The organism is uncultured Psychrobacter sp., assembly GCF_947488565.1.
GTDB lineage: Bacteria > Pseudomonadota > Gammaproteobacteria > Pseudomonadales > Moraxellaceae > Psychrobacter > Psychrobacter saeujeotis.
This window is the reverse complement of the sequence record NZ_CANKZC010000005.1, coordinates 1-23,323: the sequence shown is the minus strand read 5'-3', so window position 1 is coordinate 23,323 and position 23,323 is coordinate 1. Positions and strand designations below refer to the sequence as shown.

General features: G+C 43.0%; 20 protein-coding genes. 10 read left to right on the top strand and 10 right to left on the bottom strand.

Features of this window, described 5'->3' with window-relative positions; genetic code table 11:
- Nucleotides 1-115 precede the first annotated feature (115 nt).
- The 3 genes from Q0890_RS11295 to Q0890_RS11285 all read right to left on the bottom strand — a co-directional run bounded on the left by Q0890_RS11295 (nucleotide 116) and on the right by Q0890_RS11285 (nucleotide 2,860).
- Complete coding sequence (locus Q0890_RS11295; protein ID WP_299220962.1) at nucleotides 116-736, bottom strand: hypothetical protein; 621 nt, start codon at nucleotides 734-736, stop codon at nucleotides 116-118.
- A gap of 137 nt (nucleotides 737-873) precedes the next feature.
- Entirely contained in the window at nucleotides 874-1,827 is a 954-nt protein-coding gene (gene ylqF / locus Q0890_RS11290) for a ribosome biogenesis GTPase YlqF (RefSeq protein WP_299220960.1), read from the bottom strand.
- Nucleotides 1,828-2,122: 295 nt separating this feature from the next.
- On the bottom strand, nucleotides 2,123-2,860 hold the full coding sequence (locus tag Q0890_RS11285; RefSeq protein WP_299220958.1) for a dienelactone hydrolase family protein: 738 nt from the start codon (nucleotides 2,858-2,860) through the stop codon (nucleotides 2,123-2,125).
- Nucleotides 2,861-3,025: 165 nt separating this feature from the next.
- Here Q0890_RS11285 and Q0890_RS11280 point away from each other — a divergent pair, with 165 nt between their 5' ends.
- Nucleotides 3,026-3,583 (top strand): YcgN family cysteine cluster protein, encoded by a 558-nt coding sequence (locus Q0890_RS11280; RefSeq protein ID WP_299220956.1) that lies wholly within the window; start codon nucleotides 3,026-3,028, stop codon nucleotides 3,581-3,583.
- Nucleotides 3,584-3,628: 45 nt separating this feature from the next.
- Here Q0890_RS11280 and Q0890_RS11275 read toward each other — a convergent pair whose 3' ends face one another.
- Nucleotides 3,629-4,885: a DUF4105 domain-containing protein gene (locus Q0890_RS11275; RefSeq protein WP_299220954.1), complete on the bottom strand. Its 1,257-nt coding sequence runs from the start codon at nucleotides 4,883-4,885 to the stop codon at nucleotides 3,629-3,631.
- A 319-nt stretch (nucleotides 4,886-5,204) separates the two neighbouring features.
- Here Q0890_RS11275 and Q0890_RS11270 point away from each other — a divergent pair, with 319 nt between their 5' ends.
- From Q0890_RS11270 to Q0890_RS11250, 5 genes are all read left to right on the top strand, one after another.
- Nucleotides 5,205-6,104: a CBS domain-containing protein gene (locus Q0890_RS11270; protein ID WP_299220952.1), complete on the top strand. Its 900-nt coding sequence runs from the start codon at nucleotides 5,205-5,207 to the stop codon at nucleotides 6,102-6,104.
- A gap of 338 nt (nucleotides 6,105-6,442) precedes the next feature.
- Nucleotides 6,443-8,017, top strand: a complete 1,575-nt coding sequence (gene lnt, locus Q0890_RS11265) for an apolipoprotein N-acyltransferase (RefSeq protein ID WP_299220950.1) — start codon at nucleotides 6,443-6,445, stop codon at nucleotides 8,015-8,017.
- A gap of 135 nt (nucleotides 8,018-8,152) precedes the next feature.
- Entirely contained in the window at nucleotides 8,153-8,632 is a 480-nt protein-coding gene (locus tag Q0890_RS11260; RefSeq protein ID WP_299220948.1) for a hypothetical protein, read from the top strand.
- A 275-nt stretch (nucleotides 8,633-8,907) separates the two neighbouring features.
- Nucleotides 8,908-10,473: a peptide MFS transporter gene (locus tag Q0890_RS11255; protein WP_299220945.1), complete on the top strand. Its 1,566-nt coding sequence runs from the start codon at nucleotides 8,908-8,910 to the stop codon at nucleotides 10,471-10,473.
- A 353-nt stretch (nucleotides 10,474-10,826) separates the two neighbouring features.
- Nucleotides 10,827-12,644: an aminopeptidase P family protein gene (locus Q0890_RS11250; protein ID WP_299220943.1), complete on the top strand. Its 1,818-nt coding sequence runs from the start codon at nucleotides 10,827-10,829 to the stop codon at nucleotides 12,642-12,644.
- Between the two features lie 119 nt (nucleotides 12,645-12,763).
- On the opposite strand, the gene Q0890_RS11245 is transcribed toward Q0890_RS11250, so the two are convergent.
- The 3 genes from Q0890_RS11245 to Q0890_RS11235 all read right to left on the bottom strand — a co-directional run bounded on the left by Q0890_RS11245 (nucleotide 12,764) and on the right by Q0890_RS11235 (nucleotide 16,658).
- Complete coding sequence (locus tag Q0890_RS11245; protein ID WP_299220940.1) at nucleotides 12,764-13,537, bottom strand: hypothetical protein; 774 nt, start codon at nucleotides 13,535-13,537, stop codon at nucleotides 12,764-12,766.
- A 174-nt stretch (nucleotides 13,538-13,711) separates the two neighbouring features.
- Complete coding sequence (gene fabF / locus Q0890_RS11240) at nucleotides 13,712-14,974, bottom strand: beta-ketoacyl-ACP synthase II (RefSeq protein WP_299221310.1); 1,263 nt, start codon at nucleotides 14,972-14,974, stop codon at nucleotides 13,712-13,714.
- 355 nt (nucleotides 14,975-15,329) lie between these two features.
- A complete protein-coding gene (locus tag Q0890_RS11235; RefSeq protein WP_299220937.1) occupies nucleotides 15,330-16,658 on the bottom strand; it encodes an anhydro-N-acetylmuramic acid kinase in 1,329 nt (442 codons plus the stop codon).
- 119 nt (nucleotides 16,659-16,777) lie between these two features.
- Here Q0890_RS11235 and tyrS point away from each other — a divergent pair, with 119 nt between their 5' ends.
- Complete coding sequence (tyrS, locus tag Q0890_RS11230; RefSeq protein ID WP_299220933.1) at nucleotides 16,778-17,989, top strand: tyrosine--tRNA ligase; 1,212 nt, start codon at nucleotides 16,778-16,780, stop codon at nucleotides 17,987-17,989.
- 127 nt (nucleotides 17,990-18,116) lie between these two features.
- Complete coding sequence (locus Q0890_RS11225) at nucleotides 18,117-18,344, top strand: DUF1653 domain-containing protein (RefSeq protein WP_299220930.1); 228 nt, start codon at nucleotides 18,117-18,119, stop codon at nucleotides 18,342-18,344.
- 95 nt (nucleotides 18,345-18,439) lie between these two features.
- Here Q0890_RS11225 and Q0890_RS11220 read toward each other — a convergent pair whose 3' ends face one another.
- The gene (locus Q0890_RS11220; RefSeq protein ID WP_299220928.1) at nucleotides 18,440-19,402 is read right to left on the bottom strand and encodes an alpha/beta hydrolase; all 963 of its coding nucleotides are present in this window, start codon (nucleotides 19,400-19,402) and stop codon (nucleotides 18,440-18,442) included.
- A 203-nt stretch (nucleotides 19,403-19,605) separates the two neighbouring features.
- Between Q0890_RS11220 and Q0890_RS11215 the strand changes: the two genes are divergently transcribed.
- Complete coding sequence (locus tag Q0890_RS11215; RefSeq protein ID WP_299220924.1) at nucleotides 19,606-20,289, top strand: hypothetical protein; 684 nt, start codon at nucleotides 19,606-19,608, stop codon at nucleotides 20,287-20,289.
- Between the two features lie 25 nt (nucleotides 20,290-20,314).
- On the opposite strand, the gene Q0890_RS11210 is transcribed toward Q0890_RS11215, so the two are convergent.
- Entirely contained in the window at nucleotides 20,315-21,067 is a 753-nt protein-coding gene (locus Q0890_RS11210; protein WP_299220921.1) for an SDR family NAD(P)-dependent oxidoreductase, read from the bottom strand.
- Between the two features lie 64 nt (nucleotides 21,068-21,131).
- Nucleotides 21,132-21,779, bottom strand: a complete 648-nt coding sequence (gene upp, locus Q0890_RS11205) for a uracil phosphoribosyltransferase (RefSeq protein WP_299220918.1) — start codon at nucleotides 21,777-21,779, stop codon at nucleotides 21,132-21,134.
- 234 nt (nucleotides 21,780-22,013) lie between these two features.
- Between upp and Q0890_RS11200 the strand changes: the two genes are divergently transcribed.
- Nucleotides 22,014-22,709 (top strand): DNA glycosylase, encoded by a 696-nt coding sequence (locus Q0890_RS11200; RefSeq protein ID WP_299220915.1) that lies wholly within the window; start codon nucleotides 22,014-22,016, stop codon nucleotides 22,707-22,709.
- Nucleotides 22,710-23,323 lie beyond the last annotated feature (614 nt).

The following is a 23,323-nucleotide window of genomic DNA, read 5'->3' as shown; positions in this document are numbered from 1 at the left end:
GGGATTGATGCAAGGATTTAATGAGTCTTTATCGGTGCGCTGGGCGCACCCTACTCAAGCTAATAGACTATAGCGAATTTTAATTAAGATAGGTTACCTGAATATCACTAATCACTCATTTTTTAATAAATTTAAAATCTGTTTTACCTGCTAGCAACCAATGTTCAAGACTTTCTTTTTTCTCATCTTCATTGATAGCTGCATAAAGTATTTCATCTAAATTATTCAAGTACTCTATTGCTGATTGAGTTGTCTGAGTAAAGAAATTAAGGAATCTCTGACAGTCAGGTGGATAAGTTAAATCTGTGTCTGAGTGAAATACTTTATGTTTGCCGTCTAAGTCAACAAAACTATTAATGGCGGTTTCTAATACCCATATATTGTATAAAAACATAACATTAGGATCGTTAGTCTCATGAAGTAGATATCTAAGTTCAGGCTTCCATTCAATAGTTTTGGTCAGTAAATCTATTTTAATATGCCCAATAAACTTATTTCTTATATATTTAGCGAACTCATATTCATTATACTTTTTATTGAAAATAGCTGATAGTGCTTTATGTTTATGATAAATAGGTCGTATAGTACGTTCAAAATCTACAAGGTTAGCAATAGATACTAATGCTTGCTTAACTAGGATTATGCTAGACATATCCTTTAGGCTATAGTTTTGAAACTGACTATTAATCTCTATCAAATCTGATTTTATCAGTCTAGCTTTTATAATATATTCCATATCAAGAACCTTAGTATTATTAGCGTACTTTGTCCATTGGAAAGTTATAGAATCAAACCTAAGCTAGTGCCTCAACCAGACTGGGAGATAGTAGTGAAAATCAGGAGTAGCTACTTTGTCGAAGTTACCCTATAAACCTACTTCCGATTCTTTCTTGCCCGTTTTTTGCGTAAGCGCTTTTCTTCTAACTTAGCCTCTTTTTTGGCTTCCGCTTGTGCGCGTATCTCTTCTACCAATAATAGCTCCGCTTCCCGCATCTTTGGCGTCTCAAGCGTAATGCGCCCTAGGATGCCACTGCGCAGCTCATTAACTAAAATCTCAGACATACGGTAAGTATCAACGATGCCGCCTCTTTTTAGCAGGCCTCGGTTACGTCCAGCAACTTCGAAAAGCTCCCAATCAGTTTGGGGCAAGTCTTCAATTTTATAGCGTTCTTTAAGCAGCTCAGGATAGGCCTCAATCAGATATTCAGCGGTGTAACCAGCCACATCAGCAAAATCAAAAGCCGTGTCTTTGATACCACCTGTGGCTGCCAAGCGATAGCCTGAATTTGGATTTTCAATCTTTGGCCAAAGCATACCAGGGGTATCATAAAGCATGATGTCGTTATCAATTTTGATCAGCTGCTGAGATTTAGTCACGGCAGGTTCATCGCCTGTTTTAGCGATGCTACGTCCAGCCAAACTGTTAATCAATGTTGATTTGCCAACGTTTGGTATGCCCATGATAAGCACTTTGATCTGGCGTCCCGTACCGACTTTATTGGGGATTAGCCGCTTACACAGCTCGACAATTTTATGTACGTCGTTGGATTTGTTGTCATCAAAAGCGATGGCTTTTACTTGATTCTGACTTTCTAAATACTCAATCCACGCTTGCGTTTGGTCAGAGTCGGCAAGGTCTGCTTTATTGAGTATTTTGATGACGGGTTTTTGTCCACGTAGCGCTGCGACCATAGGGTTTTCGCTACTGTATGGAATGCGTGCATCGATGACTTCGATGACCACATCCATCTCTGGCATGATCTCTTTGATTTCATTACGGGCTTTATTCATATGTCCAGGGAACCACTGGATACTAGCGTTACTCATTGATATAACAACCTTCTTTAAATGGAGTGCCAAAAGTAGAATGATAAATTTTTACTTTTGTGATGAGGTCAAGTTTACTACACAATGAGGGGTTGAATGCGCTTAAAGTAGATTGCTCGCTTTATTTTAATTTGCCCAAACGTATTATTGCAAAAGTGCGTCTTAAAAAAGGCCTTGATCAGGTAAGAATTTACACGCTTAATAAAAGGTTTTTTATACAAAAAAAGCGCAGCATGAATATCATGCTCCGCTTTGAATTTTATGATCACTGTAATCAGTTGAGACTGTTAAATAATTACCCTAAATTTGCTTTCATAAACTCAAGCATATTTTCCCAGCTTTGCTTAGCTGCGCTTTCGTTGTAGCCTAAATCGATATCATTTTTGGCAGCACGCTCATCTGCATTTGGATTGGTAAAGCCGTGTTTGGCGTTATCATAGACATCAACCGTATAGTCTACGTCAGCTGCGTCCAGCTCAGATTTTAGATCTTCTATTGCATCCATTGATACCATAGAATCATCACGACCATGGGCAACCAGTACTTTGGCTTTAAAGTTACTGTCTGCAGGTTGTTTTGCTGCTGGGTTACCGTGGAAAGTAGCGACTGCCTTTAATGGCATGCCCTCGCGTGCCATATCAAGAACGACTTTACCACCGAAGCAATAACCAATCGCGCCTAGATTATCGCCATTGACTGCCAGTTGGCTACTAAAGTCATTGAGGATTAAGCGGCAGCGTGCCATCAGCATGTCTTGGTCTGCAAGCACTTGTTCCATCCACATATTGGCCATAGCAGCATCTGCAGTCAGTTTGCCTTCACCGTAGACGTCCATTGCCACCGCTGCATAGCCAGCCTTGGCCAAATTTTCGGTGATGGTCTTAGGATGGTCAACCACACCCCACCACTCTGGTGCGACCATAATACCAGGCGCTGGATTGGTATCAGAAGCGTCTTCTGGCAGTGCAATATAGCTAATAAGCTCAACGCCATTGTCTGTCGTGCTGACTAATTCATAAGTTTGAATAGACATATTATTATCCTTTTTTATATTGTGAGTTTTATTTAGGGGGTTTGTACATGTTCAATTGTTTGACTCGTCCTACCTTAACGCCCACGACCAACAAAAACAGCTATAATACTGTAACGCTCTTTATCAAAATGATACTGTGACTTTATAAAACCCTACTATGACTCCATGAGGCCAAACTTGTTAGATCCATCACGTTCATTTTCAACAAAAGTATCTGATAAAACATCCAGTACAAAGCCCGACGAGGCCGATAGTGCAACGCTACGTCCACAGTTTTGGACCCGATTTAATCTAGATGAATTAAATTATAGCGAATGGGAAGCACTATGTGATGGTTGTGGCAGTTGTTGTTTGATTAAATATATGGACGATGATGATGAGGAAGAACTGGTCGAATATACGGATGTGACCTGTCAGCTGATGGACTGTGCGACAGGCTATTGTAGACATTATGATACGCGCCAAGAGTACGTACCTGATTGTATTCAACTGACGATTGAGAATTTGCCCAATATGATGTGGCTACCAGCGCACTGCGCGTACAAACGTTTGTATAAAGGTCAATCGCTACCGGACTGGCATCTACTATTAACACAAAATGCCGTCATAACGCAGCAGCAAATGCGCGCGGCCAATGTCGGGGTAGCAGGGCGCTGCGTCTCTGAGATTGGTATCTCTGATGAGGAGATGGAGACGCGAGTGGTCAACTGGGTTACGCCTTAGTTGGCTTACAGTCTTGTTCAATGAGATTTTCAGTCACTAAAAATACTAATCATTAGAAGCCTTGGCAGCAGACTTGGCTTCTGCATCGGCTTTGGCTTGCGAGTCTGCCAGCGGCGGTATGGGAATACCTTGGCGAATCTGAGCTGAAAACCTGCTGCCATTAGCCTGATTGTCAAAACCTCTGACCTTCGGGTTGATATGGGCACGTTCATACCAGGTATCCATCGACCAAGGCTGACCACTGTTGTTAGGATTGGCATCTAACATGCCGACATCATATAGATAGTTTGGTAGCCAACCTGATACCCAAATTCGATAATCCCATGGCAGACGTTCGCCGCTAACGATGCGCGCCATATAAAAAATAATATTGGTACAATTGCTGGTTAAGGTATTATACCAAGCAGGCTTGGCATTGAGCTCATCGGCTGCAATCAAGTACGACTCAAACAATGATCTGACTTCCGACTGCTGCAGATGACTAACAGGCAACAAATACACTTGCTCACCGCGTGCATTGCTACGAGTATAAATAATATCGCGCTCTTCAGAGGCAATGAGGCTAAGCTCGTAACGTCTAAAAAAGCCCGCTAGTGCTGAAAACGATTCACCATCTTCTTTACGAATCTCAAAAGAAAAGGCAAGCGGGCGATCCTCTTCAAAACGAAAACTGACTAAGGTATGAGCAATGAGAGGTCCCATCCAATAAGAGTTAATGACATCGACTCCGGACAATTTAGACATATCAACTGTACGCGTCTCCCAGTGCGCAGTCGCGTCCTCGTCAGTATGCCAATCAAAATTACGCACATTGATAAAGGTAATCAAATCAGGATTGGCCGCATCGCGCTTATAGGCGACCCTTTGACTAACCTCAGGCATCCAGTCGCGGTTTTGTTTGGCTTCAATAGAAAAAAACCACCCAAGACCCAGCAGCCAGACAGCCGCATACAGTCCACCTAGCCAAGTAACGATGGTTCTTTGTTTAAAGGATCGATGAAACGTGTTGTTAATAATTTTACTTGCTAGTTTTGGTTTGGTTTTTACAAGCAGTAGCGATGTAAGCAAACCGATAACTAACGCATACGCCAGCCAAGTTATGGGATTATATGCGCCAAGCTGATACCAGATTAACATCAGCAACCATAATGCTGATAACAACAGACCAAGAATGACCAAAAAAGAAACAAGATAGTATCGCCAGTCGTTTGTCTGACGCGCAGGGTTGTGCTTGTCTTTAAAAGCGTCAAGAGGGGTTTTTCGTGATGATCGAAGTCGAGAAAAAACAGAGCGAAGCGACATAAGTGTGGGCTAGGTAAGTAAAGTCGTTGACGATAGCAAAGTTTATAACACACTGACAATACAATTTGGATAAATTTGTCGTTGAATGTCTGATTGGCTTGCGATAAAGTGAAGCTAATTTAGACTGGTCTATCTATCCTTAATCATTAATGTCACCTACGATGAGTGATATTTGTGACTAACGATACTTGTAATTAATGATACTTTTAATTAATGATACTTTTAATTGATGATATTTGGGCTTGTTTATTTTACTCTTCACGACGCAATTTATTAATATATTAATTATACTAAACTAAAGAGGTTAACTCATATCGCCATGTCTGACGATGCTCCAAGCCCGAGTAGTTGGTCGATGCGCGGCTTAAAACGCTGGCTATCGACCGCCCCTGAAACCCGTGATGAATTATTTCGTTTGGTACAAGACTCCCGTCAGTTCTTAGAGCCAGATACAGTTGATATGCTCGAAGGTGTACTGGACTTGCCAGCCACACAAGTGCGTGAAATCATGACACCGCGTCCGCAAGTGATTGGCTTGCACGAAAGCAACAACCTTGCTGATGTGATGGACATTATCCTTGATACCACGCATTCACGCTATCCTGTCTTTGACAGTCAAGACGATGATGCCGTTATTGGTATTTTACTTGCCAAAGATTTGATTCCTATTCTTGTTCATATGGTGCGCGATCAAGAAGATAAAATCGACAGCAAACGTCTAAAAGACTTGGTACGTCAACCTCTCTATATTAGTGAAACTGCGCGCTCTGATACGTTACTGCGCTCATTACAGCGCACTCAAGTACACATGGCGATTGTGGTCGATGAGTTTGGAAATTTTGCAGGCGTAGTCACGATGGAGGACTTGTTAGAAGAAATCGTCGGTGACATCGTCGATGAACACGATGACTTTGATGAAGACAGTGATATTAATAATATTATCGCCGATCCTGAAAAGCCTAACACTTGGCGAGTACAAGCGTCTACGGTGATTGAAGACTGTAACGATGAGCTGGGCAGCCATTTTGATGATACCGATGTCGATACGATGGGCGGTCTTGTCATGCAAACGCTTGGCTATGTGGGTGATCTAGAAGGTGAGAGCGTACAAATAGATGATTGGGAAATCAAAGTAATCGATGCAGAAGGACGCTTTATTCAAAATCTAGAGCTGACCAAGACCACCGACACTCAGCGCTTGTTAATAGGTAGCCATTAGTGTATCGATGATAGTATGGTGATGAGATAGACGTTTATTAAGGTAGACGACTATTAGATAGTCAATATAATATCTGATATCTGATAAACGCCATGAGCATTTATATTGAGCTTATATAACAACAGCACGACTTCGGTCGTGTTTTTTGCTTTTTAGCCTATGCTTTTTTCGCTACGCAAATTTACCCATTAATGAATACAGACTGGTATCATGGGCGCATTTAATGTTAAGCACTTTTAATTTTGAGAATTGACAGCCAACCACTGTCAAAAACAGCCGCTGTCGGACAAATAATCTCAGATTTAACGTTTTGAATAATAAGGTTTCGGATAATAGCTATGCGCCTGTCTACTGTTGATTTACAAAAGCGTTTGAACCCCACTAAGCCCAAGCAACTATCGCTTGGGTTGTCTATTTTGATAGCTTGGCTTGCAGGTGCGATATTTATATTTGCACTCGCACCTTATGATATTTGGCCACTAGCGCTAGTGTCACCTGCTATCTTATATGGTCTATTGTTACCAGCGATGACTGGCAAACGTGCGTTTATTATCGGTCAAGCGTATGGTACGGGACTGTGGTGCGTCGGTGCGTTTTGGCTGTATACCTCCATTCATGTTTATGGAGCGACGCCTGCATGGCTTGCACTGATTATGATTGCGCTTATGGGCCTAGGCATGGGGCTATTTCACGGTTTTTTAGCGTTGTTGTTTAATCGGGTGGTTGGTAAGCAGCCGTTGTCTTTTGCCGCGCTTTGGGTACTACAAGAATGGACGAAAACATGGCTATTTACAGGGTTTCCGTGGTTGTTCGTCGGCTATGCCTTTACTGAACAGTATTGGTTGTCGTCACTTGCGCCCATCGCTGGGGTATTTGCCATCTCCTTTGTCGCCATCCTATTGGCAGCAAGTATCGTTGAGCTGCTGCGCCGTCGCGGCGGTTATATGGTGGTTGCCATCGCCTTGTTAATCATCAGTACGTCATTGTGGCTGATTAACCCGCAGTGGACCAAGCCTAAAGGTACGCCTGATTTATCCGTATCATTAATTCAAGGCAACATTCCGCAAGATCTCAAATGGTTGACCGAATATCAGGTAGAAACGCTTAATATTTATGCCAAATTAACCAGCACGGAATGGGGACGCGATCTTATCCTTTGGCCTGAATCATCGATTCCAATGTTTCAGACAGAGGCGGTTGGTTTTATCAACGAAATGGTAAAAATGGCCAAAGCCACTGACACTACGTGGGTGACAGGAATTCCTTATAAAGATGAGGCGGCGTTTGATGCAACTCAGGATAAGTACCCACCATTTTATAATAGTGTCGTTGCGTTGGGTGCGGATGCAGAAGGCTTGTATAAAAAACAGCGTTTAGTGCCGTTTGGTGAGTATATTCCATTTGAGGGGTTATTAGATATACTACCCAATTTGGCAGGTAGCCAAGACATCATGAGCTATAGTCGCGGTAGTGATAAGCAATTACCGTTACAGGTACGCGGACACAATCTAGGCGCGGCGGTTTGTTACGAGGTTGCTTACCCTGATACCACTCGTAAAAACGCCATCAGTACCGACTTTTTATTGACCATCTCAAACGATGCTTGGTTTGGTACGTCGGCAGGTCCACTGCAGCATCTACAAATGGTACAAATGCGGGCGTTAGAAAATGGCCGCTGGTTTATGCGAGCCACCAACACAGGTGTGACGGCTATCATCGATCATAAAGGCCGTATCGTTGAGCGCGCACCGCAGTTTGAGCGCACCGTATTACGAGGTGATGTGCAAGCGCGGGTTGGCAATACACCATTTATGCGTTTTGGTAACTATCCAATTTTATTCATTATTACGCTATTATTATTGCTGAGCTATCTTGGCAAACGCGCTACCGCTCGTGCTCGTCTTGGTAAATAAAAAGGACATCGTCAATGGCTTATAAGCAGGTACTAAATAATAATTCCTTCAAATAGTTAAGGGTTTTAACACATTGGTACAAATTGCGATATAATAGGCTAAAATTTCAAATATTTTGCGCAAGGTGGATAAGGTATGTCAGAAGATATCGTCAACAACAATCCAAAAAAAGAGTTTATATATGCTTTGGGCGGCATTGCCTTGTTCTTGGGTATTGTCTTACTTATTGGTGTCTCAGCATTCTTGCGTCCAGCAGGTGAGCACATCACAGCTGAAACGACTGAAGCCTCGGCAGCGGCTGATGAAGCAGAAGCGATCGCTGTTGAAGAGCCAGTAGCGACTGATACTGCTGCTGCTACTGCAGAAGCTGCGTCAGCAGACACTGATACCGATGCGGCAGTAGGTGCTGGCGAGAGTGCGACTGAAGCTGCCGCTGATGCTACGGTTACGCCTGCTGAAGACACAAGCGGTGCAGTGGTTAGCGCTGAAGCTGGTACAGCCACTGCTTCTGGCACAGTGAGCCAAGCTGCGGTTGAAGATACCGAACTCACCGCAGAACAAGCTGACGGTGATCTGGAGGCTGGTACAACTGAAGATACGACTACTGCTCAATAATCTAATGAGACTGTTTGATAAAATGGTTAAATACTATCGTTAGTATTTTATGATAGATAGTTAAGTAGTAGCGTTTATAAAAAGCACCGAGCTATTAAAAATAATAGCTCGGTGCTTTTTTGTCTCATGTTTAGTAAGTGACTGTTCAATTAATGAACATTCTTTTCCTTTACATATTTGTAATCTGATGAAACAATAACGCGCATTTATGACCGTCTGTCTTACTAGTGATGGACTTGGTCATCTTTATCGTAGTATCGCAAAGGAATAAACTTATGAGCACGGAAGTAAAATCAGAGGTTAGTGCTACTGAGCTAGAAGCACTAGATAATGGGTTTATGGGCCATCCTAAACCACTGCGCCCTTTATTCTTTACTGAGATGTGGGAGCGGTTTTCTTACTATAGTATCCGTCCGCTGTTGGTATTATTTATGGTGGCGACGGTTGGAAGCGGTGGCTTTGGTTTCGATGAAGTTACCGCTTCTGCTATCTATGGTATTTTTGCAGGCTCTTTGTACTTGGCAGCGGTACCAGGTGGCTGGCTTGCTGATAACTGGCTTGGTCAAGAGCGTGCATTATGGTGGGGCAGTATTATTATCGCGCTTGGCCATTTATGTATCGCGCTCTCTGCAATGTTCGGTATGACATTATTCTTCGTTGGTCTCATCTGTATCGTGTTGGGGTCGGGATTATTTAAAACCTGTATTTCGGTGATGGTTGGGGCGTTATACTCTAAGGGTGATGTGCGCCGTGACAGTGGCTTTACTCTATTTTATATGGGTATCAATATCGGCGCTTTATTGGCCGCCCTTATCGTTGGGGTGTTTAAAGAGCAAGGTATGTGGCATGTCGGCTTTGGGGTTGGTGGACTTGGTATGTTGGTCTCGCTACTCATCTATCGTTTTTCTGCTCAAAAGACACTGACACGCTATGCACAAGCAAAAGGCATCGCTGCTGAGTGGGAGCGCTCAAATGACCGTTTTAACAACATCGGTCGCTGGGTCATAGGATTTGTGGCTTTACTGGTCGCAGTCGTTGTGCTGGTCGCGTCTGGTATCATGCCGTTTGAGCCGCAAATGGTGGCAGAGTATATGACCTATATCATCGCAAGTGTGGTAATACTGTATTTTGCGATTATGTTTATTTCACCAAGGCTAGATAAAACCGATAAGCTGCGTTTGCTGATTTGCTTTATTTTGATTATCGGCTCAACGCTGTTTTGGTCAAGTTTTGAGCAGCAGCCAACATCATTTAATCTATTTGCTGATCGCTATACGGATCTAAACGTTTTGGGTTTTGAGATTCCAAGCATTTGGTTCCAGTCACTTAACCCTTTATTTATTCTTCTTTTAGCACCCATCATTAGTATTGTTTGGGTCAAGCTTGGTAACCGAGGCCTTGAGCCAAGTAGTATGGTGAAGTTTGCCCTTGGGATGTTGCTCGCTGCGGCAGGCTTTGGTCTGATGATTATCGCCTCAAAAAGTATTTTGACCAATGATACGGGCCTAGCATCGCCTTTATGGCTAGTTGGTAGCTTACTGCTCTTGACACTTGGCGAGTTGGCGCTTAGTCCTGTGGGTTTGTCGTCAATGACAAAACTTGCACCAAAGGGCATGCAAGGACAGATGATGGGGCTTTTCTTTGCATCTTTAGCGATGGGTAACTTGGTTGCGGCATTCTTCGGTGGCAATGTGTCAGCCGATAAGATTGAAGGTCTACCAACATTATTTACCACAATGACCGTCTTTTTGGTGGTGACTGCTGCCGTCCTATTGGTATTAGCAAAGCCTATCAATAATATGCTCAAAAAGAGCGAGCATGCTGATAAGGCTGTCCAGTAAATAATGCTTTAACGTTACTATTGTACAGGCTATACGCTCAATAAAAGACAAATTTAAGACGTGTTACCAGTTGTGGGAACGCGTCTTATTGGTTTACTTGTTAAGATATCTGTCTGAGCTATTGAAAGCCTGCGCTGTGCCCAAACATCTAATGATGTTCTACTAAAATACTATACTGCTCTTGGTAGCAGTTAGCCTCGTTTATTTGAATTTTTATAAAAACTTAGTGCTAGATATACATGATCTAAATACTGATCGTTCACTTAATGCTCAAGATTTACCCGCTCGAATAAGACGACTAACCATAGTCGCCTCACGATAAAACCTCTCTAAAATCAATAAGGAAACATTCGATGAATAAACAAGCCATACATGATCGTATCGACAGCTTACGCAAAACTTTAGTCGCACAAGACCTTACCGCCATTATCGTACCATCAGCCGATCCGCATTTATCTGAGTATTTACCAGAATATTGGCAAGCGCGGTTATGGTTGTCAGGGTTTACAGGCTCAGTTGGTACACTCGTTGTCACGGCTGATTTTGCAGGTCTATGGACTGATAGTCGCTATTGGGTACACGCCGCTGACCAGCTAGAAGGTACTGGTATTAGCTTAGAAAAGCTTGCTCCTGGTCAGCCAAACCATATCGACTGGTTAGCTACGCATTTGGCAGAGGGTGATAGCGTGGCCGTGGATGGCAATGTGCTGTCTATCGCTGAGCAAGATAAGCTATTAAATGCATTTGATGCTAACGACATTACCTTAATCACCGAGCGTGATGTGTTGACAGAGATATGGACAGATCGTCCAGCGCTACCATCAGCAAAGTTATATCAGCATGATGCGCAGTTCGTTGCACAGTCCGCTAGCGCAAAACTTGCTGCCGTGCGCGCAGGTATGGCTGATGCAGGCGCGACGCATCATCTGCTATCAAGTTTGGATGACATTGCTTGGCTCACCAATCTGCGCGGCGCTGATGTCGATTATAACCCTGTGTTTTTAGCGCATATGCTCATCAGTAAGGATAAGGCAACGCTATTCGTTGATAATAATAAAGTCAGCTCTGATATTGCAAAAGATCTACAAGACAGCGGTATCACCCTTGCTGATTATGATGCCGTACAAGACGCATTGAGCGAGATGACACCAGAAGACTTACTGTTGTTAGATCCAAGCAAAGTTGCTGTGGGTACGCTATCAAAAATGGCGGACGATGTGGGCTTTATCGAGCAAATGGCGCCTAGTACATTACTCAAATCTGTTAAGTCTGTTGCTGATATTGAGCATGTACGTGAGGCAATGCGTCAAGATGGCGCAGCATTGAGTGAGTTTTTTGCTGCTTTTGAGCAGCGTCTAGCAGACGGTGAACGTTTAAGTGAGCTGGACGTGGATAGCATGCTGATTGAGGTACGTAGTCAGCAGCCGCATTATGTCTCGCCAAGCTTTCCAACGATTGCAGGCTTCAATGAAAATGGTGCACTGCCGCATTACCGTGCGACGCCAGAGAAGTTTAGCTACCTTGATGTAAGTGAGGGCGAGGGCGGCTTACTACTGATTGATTCAGGCGCCCAGTACCAAAACGGTACTACTGATATCACTCGCGTGGTCGGCATTGGTACAGTCACCAATGAGCACAAACGCGACTTTACTACGGTGCTCAAAGCCCATATTGCTTTGGCGCGTGCAAGCTTCCCTGATGGTATTGCCTCGCCACTCATTGATGCAATCTGCCGTGCACCATTATGGCAGGCACAAATGGACTACGGTCATGGTACTGGTCACGGCGTTGGTTACTTCTTAAACGTCCACGAAGGCCCGCAAGTCATCGCTTATAGTGCCACTACGCCAAAAGAGCGCGCGATGAAAGAGGGGATGATTTCTAGTAATGAGCCAGGATTATACCGTGAAGGTAAGTGGGGCATTCGTATTGAAAACTTGGTAGTCAATATGCCAGTGGCAAATGCTACTGAGACTGAGTTTGGTGAATTTTTAAACTTTGAAACTATTACCTATTGCCCGATTGATACCCGTTTGCTCGATACAACTTTGCTCAACCAAGTAGAGGTCGATTGGCTCAATGATTATCATAGCCAAGTCTATGCTGAGCTAAAGGATCGTGTTGAAGGTGCAGCGCTTGAATGGCTGACCGAACGTACACAAGCTATTTAATATAAAGACTGGTTAATGCTTGATTGAAATACAAAAAGCCCCGTAAAAATATTTACGGGGCTTTTTTAATGGAGCTCTTTAACGGATATCTAAAAGCTGTCGATAAATCAGTTAATAGACTAGTGTTTTTTAGCCATATTTTCTTGAACAATATCTTCAACCGCTTGGTTTTTTTCTGTGATTCCGGCAAGCTGCTGACCCACTTCTGCTCGTAACCATGATTTTAAGTCCTCAGATATTTGCATCATTTGCTCACTCAGATAGTCATCTACATGCATCTCTAGCTCTTGAATTAAGCTCTCATGGGCGGCAGTCAGTTCTGGATTTTTAAAAGACAAATCAATTGCTGCGCCTTTTTGAGGTTTTACGATAGTGTTTTCAGTCTGATTGACCGTATGAGAGTGATCATTGACATCGTTTTTTTCGTTGTTGGTAGGACTGTGTGCATCGCTCGTAGTTTGCTTGTCTCTCGTAGCGGCTTCGATATCGCTCTTCTCTTGCTCAGCACGGCTTTGTTCATCCGATTCTTTTTGAGCTTGTTCTGCTTGTTGTTTTTCTTTTTTAGCTTCTTCTTCAATTCTTGCAGCATCACGTGCTTTTTCTTCTTCAAGCTTTTTTTCTTCAGCTAAGCGTTGTTGTTCCGCAGCGTCACGTTGTTCTGCTTGCTTATCAGCAAGCGCTTTTGCAGCAACTTGCTCAGCTTTATGCGCACTATATAGCTCATCAAGGTGTGCATCTAAGTCTGGCAAACTAAAGGTAAAGCTTTCGTAGGGAGTGTCTGTTTGCAGCAGAGTTGTGATATCCGTTAACTCTTGGACAATGGCGGCCCGTATCTGCTCTGGGGCGCGCGTCCAACGCTGATAAAATTGATGCGAAAACGAATAGCTTGACATAGACTCTTCCATAAATTTTCTAAAAATTACCCCTTATCATACGCAACTATGATAAGGGGTTGCAAGCGGGCAAACGTAGCAAAACTGCTACCGATGTTACATCGATGGCCCTATTCGCTTTTATAGCTTATGTATGATTCAATTGAAACGTAATCATTATAATAGCTATAATAATTATGACCAACGTGCAAAAATCACTGAGCCATTGGTACCGCCAAAGCCAAAGCTATTGGATACTGCATAATTGAGATTATCAACCTTACGTGATTGATTGGCTACGTAGTCTAGATTACAGTTATCCTCGACATTATCTAAATTAATCGTTGGCGGTACGTGCTGATTTTGCAAAGCCAATATCGTAAAGATAGCTTCAACACCACCAGCTGCGCCCAGTAAGTGTCCAGTCATAGATTTGGTGGAGCTGACCAAGATGCTGTCTTTAACGGGTGCAAAAACAGTTTCAATAGCGATCGATTCAGCGACGTCACCAGCAGGAGTGCTGGTACCGTGAGCATTGACGTAACCAACGCTTGATGGTTCGATACCAGCATCATCAAGGGCACTTTGCATGGCGCGAGCAGCACCATTACCATCTTCAGGAGGTGCCGTAATGTGGCTGGCATCGTCACTCATACCGAAGCCGACGACTTCAGCAAGGATAGTTGCACCGCGTTCTTTAGCGTGGGCAAGGCTTTCAAGTACCAATACGCCTGCGCCATCACCCATCACAAAACCATCACGATCTTTATCAAAAGGGCGTGATGCTTTAGTAGGCTCATCATTACGGGTAGAGAGCGCATGCATTGCTGCAAAACCTGCCATACCTAATGGGCTTGAACCCCTCTCGCTACCGCCAGCAATCATGACATCAGCATCGCCGTAAGCGATTAGACGTGCAGCCAAACCGATAGCGTGCGTCCCTGTAGTACACGCAGTTGCAGTAGCAAGATTGGGACCTTTAAGTTTGTGCTTGATAGCTACCAGTCCAGCTGCCATATTGGCAATAGAACCCGGTACGATAAATGGTGATACTTTTTTAGCGCCTTTTTCAGTTAGCATAGCGCAGCTGTCTTCAATCGTCTGAATACCACCGATGCCAGAGCCTAATATGACACCGAAACGCTCCTGATCGACATTTTGTACTGGCGCATCATTAGCGCTAACTTCTTCAATAAAGCCTGCCTCTTTTAATGCCATTGCAGTAGCCGCGACACCATAGTGCATAAATGCATCATAGCGGCGTGCATCTTTAGAACTCATATATGGTTTCGTATCAAAGTCTTTGATCACACCTGCGATTTGGGCACGGTAATCAGTCGCATCAAAGTGTGAGATGGTTGAAATACCACTTTCGCCATTAAGTAATCGTGTCCATGTACTTTCAACATCCAAACCTAGCGGGGTAACAGCGCCCATACCAGTAACGACGACACGCATCTCATCAGGACGCTCATGATGAGGAGGCTTACGACGCCGTTTTGATTCAGCGTTGGTATGTTGCGGTATCGGTGAACTGCTGTTTTGGCTCATGTGATATATCCTGTACTTGCGATCCTAAAGGGGTGAGACTACTTGTTTTATTGTAAATATTCTAAAATTACGCAATATTATTTATAGCGTTATCCTGCTACTTTAGCAACTATTATAAAGCACATAAGTGCACGTCTGTAAACTTAATAATTCATAAATGATGACGCAAGAGTAAGATAAAACAAAAAGTTAGTACAATATTGTTATATTACTAATCATTGCGCGTTTAAATCTTCTTTAAATCTAACAACTTATTTACTTATTAGGCAAAACATACTTGCCCCAGTACTACGCTTTTACTTGCGCCTGTTACTGCTGGCAAGTTACCTGTTTCACCTATCAAAGTTTGACGCGCCAGCCAAGCAAAGGCCACAGACTCTACCCAAGCGGGCTTGAGTCCCAAACTTGCCGTAGTCTCTACAGTGCAGTGAGGTAGGTGTGCTTGCAAGCGGGTCATTAAGTAATTATTCAATGCACCGCCCCCGCAGACATACACTGAGCTATTTACTTTTGCATTAATAAACATATTGATTTGTGCACTAGCACTCATCGCCGTAAGCTCCGTCAAGGTCGCTTGTACATCTGCTGATGAGTAGCGAGTAGAGGCAGAAATCTGACCAAAATGTTGTAGCTCGCTTTGTAGCCACTCTAGATTGAAATCCTCACGTCCAGTGCTTTTAGGATAAGGTTTTGCAAAAAATGGATGTTCTAATAATTGATTAAGTAGCGGTTCAATGACTTGTCCAGACTGCGCCCATGCGCCGCTCGCGTCATAGCTGTGATCGGTATGTAGCGCGGTCCACGCATCAAGTAATAAATTGGCAGGGCCTGTATCATAACCAACAACAGGACTATCACCAGCTGGCAAGACCGTTATATTGGCAATACCGCCCAAATTTAATAATGCGCGTGTGCTATCAGGTGCGGCAAATAACGCCTGATGAAAAGCAGGAACCAAAGGTGCACCTTGACCACCGACCGCCATATCACGACGACGAAAGTCGCTGACGACGCTAATGCCCGTGCGCTCAGCGATGATATTGGCATCGAGTAGTTGTAAGCTAAAGCCCAATTGCGGACGATGACGTACCGTCTGCCCATGACAGCCAATCGCTAGCACCGACTCACTATCGGTATTCGACTGCTGTAATAAATTATTGACCACAATGCTGGCAAACTCACCATAAGTTTTACTTGCCCAGCCAAACCAGTCCAATTCGCTGTTTGGTTCACTATTTGGCTCATCGGCTGTTGGCATTAATTCTTGGATACCATTAGGTTGGCACAACGCCAAGAGCACCTCACGCAGTCGCGGCGGGAAATCTTGGCTATAAGTGGCTAATAGTTGCATCGGTGGTTGAGTATTGTCTGCATTATTAAACTGACAAAGCACTGCATCCATACCGTCCAAGCTAGTGCCTGACATCATACCGATATATAGACCGTCATCAAAGCTTTCAAACACTGTTTGCTCCAGCGCCTCAGTCAGTGCAGCGTAGTTTGTATCGTCGTCACTACCTACTGAATCAGATGAGTCAGCTAAAAATTCGGTGTTTTCAGGATCATTCGTGGTCTGAGCAGGGTTGGTCATGGCAATTTACCTTAAAAAACGCTAGTATATCCGTCAAATTCTAACATCTTTTACAGGCTACGAAGTCCTAAATAGCCCAAACGCGTTACCCTTTTAATAAAGACAATAAAGAGAGCATCATGACAGACCATTCATACACCCTAGAAGAACAAATTGCCCTTGTGCAACGCGGTACGCAAGAAATCTTATCAGAAGAGGATTTGGTTGCGAAACTCAAACTGGGCCGTCCGCTACGCATCAAAGCAGGCTTTGATCCTACCGCGCCTGACCTGCATTTGGGTCATACGGTATTGATTAATAAGCTTAAGCATTTTCAAGATTTGGGTCATGAGATTTACTTTTTGATCGGTGATTATACGGCCAAGATTGGCGATCCTTCTGGCAAGAACAGCACGCGCCCGCCATTGACTGATGAGCAAATCAAAGCCAATGCTCAGACCTATGCCGAACAAGTCTTTAAAATCTTGGATAAAGAAAAAACCAAGATTGTTTTTAACTCTGAATGGTTTAAAGATATGTCAGCAGGAGATATGATTCAGCTGTCAAGCCAGCTTACCGTCTCGCGGATGCTTGAGCGTGATGATTTCTCTAAACGTTATGCAGCCCAAACGCCCATCGCTATTCATGAGTTTTTATACCCATTGGTACAAGGCTATGATTCTATCGCGCTTAAAGCTGACATTGAGCTTGGCGGTACTGATCAGACCTTTAATATCCTCATGGGGCGTACTTTGCAAGGTCGTTATGGACAAGAGCCGCAAGTTTGTATCACCGTGCCAATCTTAGAAGGATTAGACGGCGTTAATAAAATGTCTAAATCCTTGAACAATTACGTCGGTATTTATGATGCACCGGGCACCATGTACCAAAAACTGCTATCCATGCCAGACACTTTAATTCGTCGCTACTTTGAGTTTTTAAGCTTTAAGCCGATGGAAGAAGTCGAAGCATTGATGGCAGAGATGGAAAACGGTCGCAATCCACAAGAAATCAAACGTATCTTAGCTGAAGAGTTGATTGAACGTTTCCATGATGCTGATGCGGCAGCTAATGCGCATAAATCCGCGGGTAACGTGTTGGCTGATGGCGAATTACCAGTCGACCTGCCAGAAATTATGCTAGATCTAGAAGGGCAGGACGCACTATTTATTACTCAAATATTGAACCAAGCAGCGCTTGCCAAAAACAATTCTGCAGCTAAAGATATGGTAAAACGTGGCGCGGTAAAAGTAGATGGCGACGTGGTCGATGCTAGCTTTAGCTTAACATCCGGTCAGACAGTGGTTATTCAAGCGGGTAAAAAGGCCTATGCAAAAGTGACGGTAGGATAATAGGGCTTTTAATATCAAGAGCATAAATAAGGTCGATATTGATTGTCGGCCTTATCTATTTCTATTATTTGAACATAACGAGACAGTATTCAGCTCATACATTTATAGGGAAGGCCAGGAGTTACTTATGAACCAATCTATTCCCCAAGGCATCTACCGCCACTACAAAGGTAACCTATACCAAGTTTTGCATACTGCGCACCATTCTGAGACCGAAGAAATGCTAGTGGTTTATCGCTGTCTATATGGTGAGTATGGCGTATGGGTACGACCACTGTCGATGTTTAGCGAGACAGTCACGCGTGACGGTAAAGAAGTGCCTAGATTTGAATTGATTAAAGCGCTCACTGATTAGTTTGAAGCTTATTAGTTGGAAATGCAAAGCCCGTCTAGAAACTTAAGGGACGCTGTCGTAGGCTGGGTTTTTAACCCAGCTTTTTACCATATCATCTATCGTTCATTTCCCACAAACTCTTTTAACACTTTATAAAAGGCAATCGGCTCATCCATCGGCACCGCATGACCAGAGCGCGGCAAAACGATCTCAGTTGCATTAGGTAGCATACGGGTCACTTCTTGCTGCCACTTAGAATCATAGAGCGTTGAGCGACCTCCAACTAAGTTCACCACTGGAATGGTAACTTTTTCTATAACGGCTCGAAAATCGTACTCTAACTTTAAATACGCTTGTAAGCAGCGCATCTTATGTTGCCAAGTACTGTGGTTATAAAACACAAGCTTATGATCATTTTGATGCGTTAAAAGCTGGACGATGGCTTTTGAGCGTGTACGATTTACTGATAGTAAAGAAAATAGCCGCTCAATATCTGTGACCTGGCGTTTAATCGTAAATGGTAGGTGCGTAAAGCTGTCAACATTAGCATAAGGCAGTGTCATATCTACCACTTCATGAAATATATCAAACACTTCTTGCTGCCGCTCACCAAATAAGCCGCCTTGCCAATCAGCCTGATTATGAATCGCAGGACTTTGGTCGATATTCATATAACGGCTGACCCGTGACATACCAAAACGCTCAAAATACCCCCACATTACTTGCGCACCCATAGAGATAGCAGCAACTGGTAGAGATTCTATTTTAAGGTCGTGACAAATTTGCTCAATCACGGTGTTGATATCGTCAGCATACTGGCGTACAAAATCAAATTGTGTCAAATGAATAGACTTCGCTTCTCCAAAGCCTCTAAAATGCGGAAGATAAAACCTGTATTTGCCAGTAAGCGGCAATATAAAAGGTAAAAACTCGCGCGCATCCATGCCATACGCATGGAGCAAAATGACAGGTCTGCCTTTGCCAATCACAGAGACAGGAATAATGGTATCGTCAATCTTGATGATGCTCAAAGTCTGTAATTGGTATTGTGACGGTATTTTTAGCCAGTCTTTTATCATGGGCGGCAGCTTCTTATTTTCATTTCATTTATGGAGGTTCATTTTATAATTTTAATATTAAAATGCTCAGCACAAAACATTTTTATATTAGTAAGGCGTGTTATAGTAAAAAAAGCCTATTTAACAATAATATAAGTATAAAAATATCTATTAGAGCCATGTCGCCAAAATAATAATTCAATGTAAGAAGGAAATAAAAATTTATGAGTAGAGCGACATTAACCAGTCTTGATAGTAGCCTTTATCCTCAGGTCTGGGGCCAGCTGACTTTTACGGATCCACATGGTTTATTAATGGCGCTTTTGAAGAGTGATCTGGCGTTAGTACCCAACGACTTTACCAAACGATTACTGGCAAATGATACGTATCAAGATTGGATTAATGCTACCGTATTTGGGCGCTACATCCAGCGTAGTTTTGAAGCGTTTTATCGTCAAACTGAAGACAGCTTTAATATGGATATGCCAGCACTGTTTCGCGCTGAGCTGCTGCGTCATGCGCAGTATCTACCGTTAGAGCAAGTATTATTTGTCGCAGGTACTATGCCAAAAAGCGCACGACTCGATAAGTTATTTACCACCACTGTTAATCCTGCTACTGCCGCCTTAAATGCTCAGAAAGCCAAGCAGAATGCGCTAAAGTTAGGACAACAAGACAGTCAAACCTTGATCATAAATCAGATAACAGTCGTTGGTAAGCAAGTGGTCGGGTTTCCAATACGTCATAATAAGCGTACCAGTGAGCGTACTCGTAATGAAGTACTTATCCTGGATTTTAATGATTTGCGTTTGGTCAATGAGCAGGTTTTAGATAATGAGACGCCAACTACTAATACGGCGATGCCAAATGACACCGCCGTAGTGCTGCGTTATTATGAATTGCGTTGATGGTTTATATATAAAACTTTATAGACTAAGAGTTTTGCTTAGCTATCGTTAAACCATTAAAAGTTTGCGCGACTGGCATGACTTCTAAACGGTTGATATTGATATGCGCAGGCGACTCAATCAGCCACAGTAAGATATCGCCAATATCTTCACCCGTCATGGTTGTAAAGCCATTATAGACCTTGGCCGCTTTCTCATCATCGCCATGATAGCGGACGTTTGAAAACTCTGTACCTGCCACATTGCCTGGTTCAAGATTGGTCACGCGTACTTGGGTGCCAATCAGATCCGCGCGCAGGTTTAAGCTGAACTGTTTTACAAACGCTTTGGTCGCGCCGTAGACGTTCCCACCAAGGTAAGGCCAGCTACCAGCGATAGAGCCGACGTTGATAATGTATCCACTATCGCGTGCGACCATTGTTGGCAACACCGCATGGGTCAAAGCTATTAATCCTTTAACATTGGTATCGACCATTCTCATCCAATCATCAAGGTTGGCACTTTGGGCAGGCGCTGTACCAAGTGCTAGACCTGCATTATTGACTAATACATCTAGCTGATTAAAACCATCGGGTAAGTCTGCAATAATTTTTGGAATAGAGACCGTATCATTGACATCCATCACGACCGGTAAAAACAAATCGCCCAACGTTTCAGCCATTGCAGTTAGTTTATCAAGTCGTCTGGCACAGCCAATTACGCGATGACCTTCGGCAACCAAACGTTCAGCCAGCGCTTTGCCAAAACCAGCACTTGCACCTGTAATCAATACGTTCATTTTATATCCTTATCATTGCTGTCGTAAGCTGTAGTCACGATTCTTATAACGACTACTTTTTGGATTATTTGTTAAATAACTGCTTACCAAAGATTTTATCGCCTGCATCACCAAGACCTGGGATGATATAACCATGTTCATCCAAATGACTGTCCAATGCAGCCGTATAAATAGTCACGTCGGGATGCGCTTCATTCACCAAACGTACGCCTTCAGGTGCCGCAACCAATACGAGAGCCTTGATACTCTTACAGCCATTTCTTTTTAACATATCAATAGTAGCAACCATCGAACCGCCAGTAGCAAGCATGGGATCAACGATAAGCGCTGGGCGTTTGTCCATATGGCTGACGAACTTTTCAAAGAATGGCACTGGTTGTAAGGTCTCTTCATCGCGCTGTAAACCTACGACAGAGATTTTTGCAGTCGGGATTAAGTCGAGTACCCCATCAAGCATGCCAATACCAGCACGTAATATAGGAACGATGGTTGCCGTTTTGCCGATGATTTGCTCACCCTCTATCTCACCGCACCAACCCTGCATAGGAAAAGTTTCAATCTCAAAATCGCGACTTGCCTCATAAGCCATTAAACGAGCAAGCTCTTTGGTCAATGTACGAAATTTATAAGTACTACAGTCTTTTTCACGCATTAGGCTGAGTTTATGACGGACTAACGGATGATCAATTACAGTAATTTTTAAGTCACTCATAAATACTCTCTTGGTTGTAGGCTGATGCACACGCAGTTACTGCGATTGCTATTAGTATAAAAGATACAAACACTTACCGCACTTAACGCTATACCAAGCACAGAAATAGTAAGATTGAGGCTTAAATAACCAGTTTTAAGCCAAACCCATTCGGCTATATAGCGCTATGGCAAGTGAAGTCGTGTTTAGGCTTGTTATGATAGCAAAAAAACCACTTTTCTGATGAAGAATCTTATGACCAAACAACCATCTGATATCCAAAACCAGTCAAATCCTAGCTCAATATCGACGAAATCAATAGCGGCACCGATAGAAACTCACCCTTTCGAGCCTGTCTTGCCACCCAATGCTACGGTCATGATGATGGGAACCTTTCCGCCTACCGCTGACAAATGGGCGATGCGCTTTCATTATCCCAACTTCTATAATGATATGTGGCGCATTTATGGTGGCGTATTTTTTGACGATGTAAACTATTTTAGAGTAGGGGATGAAAAGCGTTTTGATCCTGAGCGTATTCGCAACTTTTTATTTGAACGTGGCATTGCTTCGTGCCCAACGGTCAAGCAAGCGATTCGAGAAACGGGTAATGCTTCTGACAAAAATTTAACCGTCGTCACTCCCGTTAATTTAGATGACATTTTGCCAAGAGTTCCTAAAGTGCAGGCGCTGTTTACAACAGGTGGTAAAGCCACAGAAGTTTTAATTGATTTACTGGACAGCTCATTACCAAAGTCGAAACATCCAAAGACCAATCAAAGTATGGCTTACCCTTATAAGGGGCAAAGCGAGGATTCTGATCTAACAGCGACTTCAGTGGATGACTTAACCTTATATCGACTACCTTCTACTTCACGCGCTTATCCATTAGCATTAAATAAAAAAATTGCTGCCTATAAAGCGTTTTTTGAAAAGGTAGGTAAAATATAGAATGCTCTATTAAGAGGGTTGTAAGAAGAATATCTTTTGATAAAATCGTATGTAAAGTAGAATGAAAAATTTTTTATCGCTAACTTGTTGATAAGAATCAGATATTGGTTGTATTATCGAATAATAATAAAAACAACATATAATCTTCTTGACCCCTTATCAAAAGCGCGTATAATGCCACCCAGTCGAAAGGGAAGGGGTGATTGGGAAGTGGTTTACCGCTGAACACATCAATCCTTAGTTTGGAGTATTTATTTAGCTAAATAAAATCTGTCAAACTAAATAAAATAAACCCTTGACACTGACAAAAAAGGGTCTATAATACGCCCCTCATTAGCACAAACTGGCCGTAACGGATAGCATACTTACCCAATACCAACCCAGCTAACTAATTGAAACAAAACGAAATAAAAGCTTGACAAACATAATTAACATGATATGATGGTCAGCTCGCTAATAACGATAAGCACATTGCTTGATTATTAGCTGAATAACTCTTTAACTGGACGACAGTAAAGAGACACTATTTAAAAGCATAACTAAAGAACAACTTGTGTGGATTTTTGCTGAGTTAGGATGCTAAAAATAAAGTTGCTTATCTTTTCTTTTCGGGA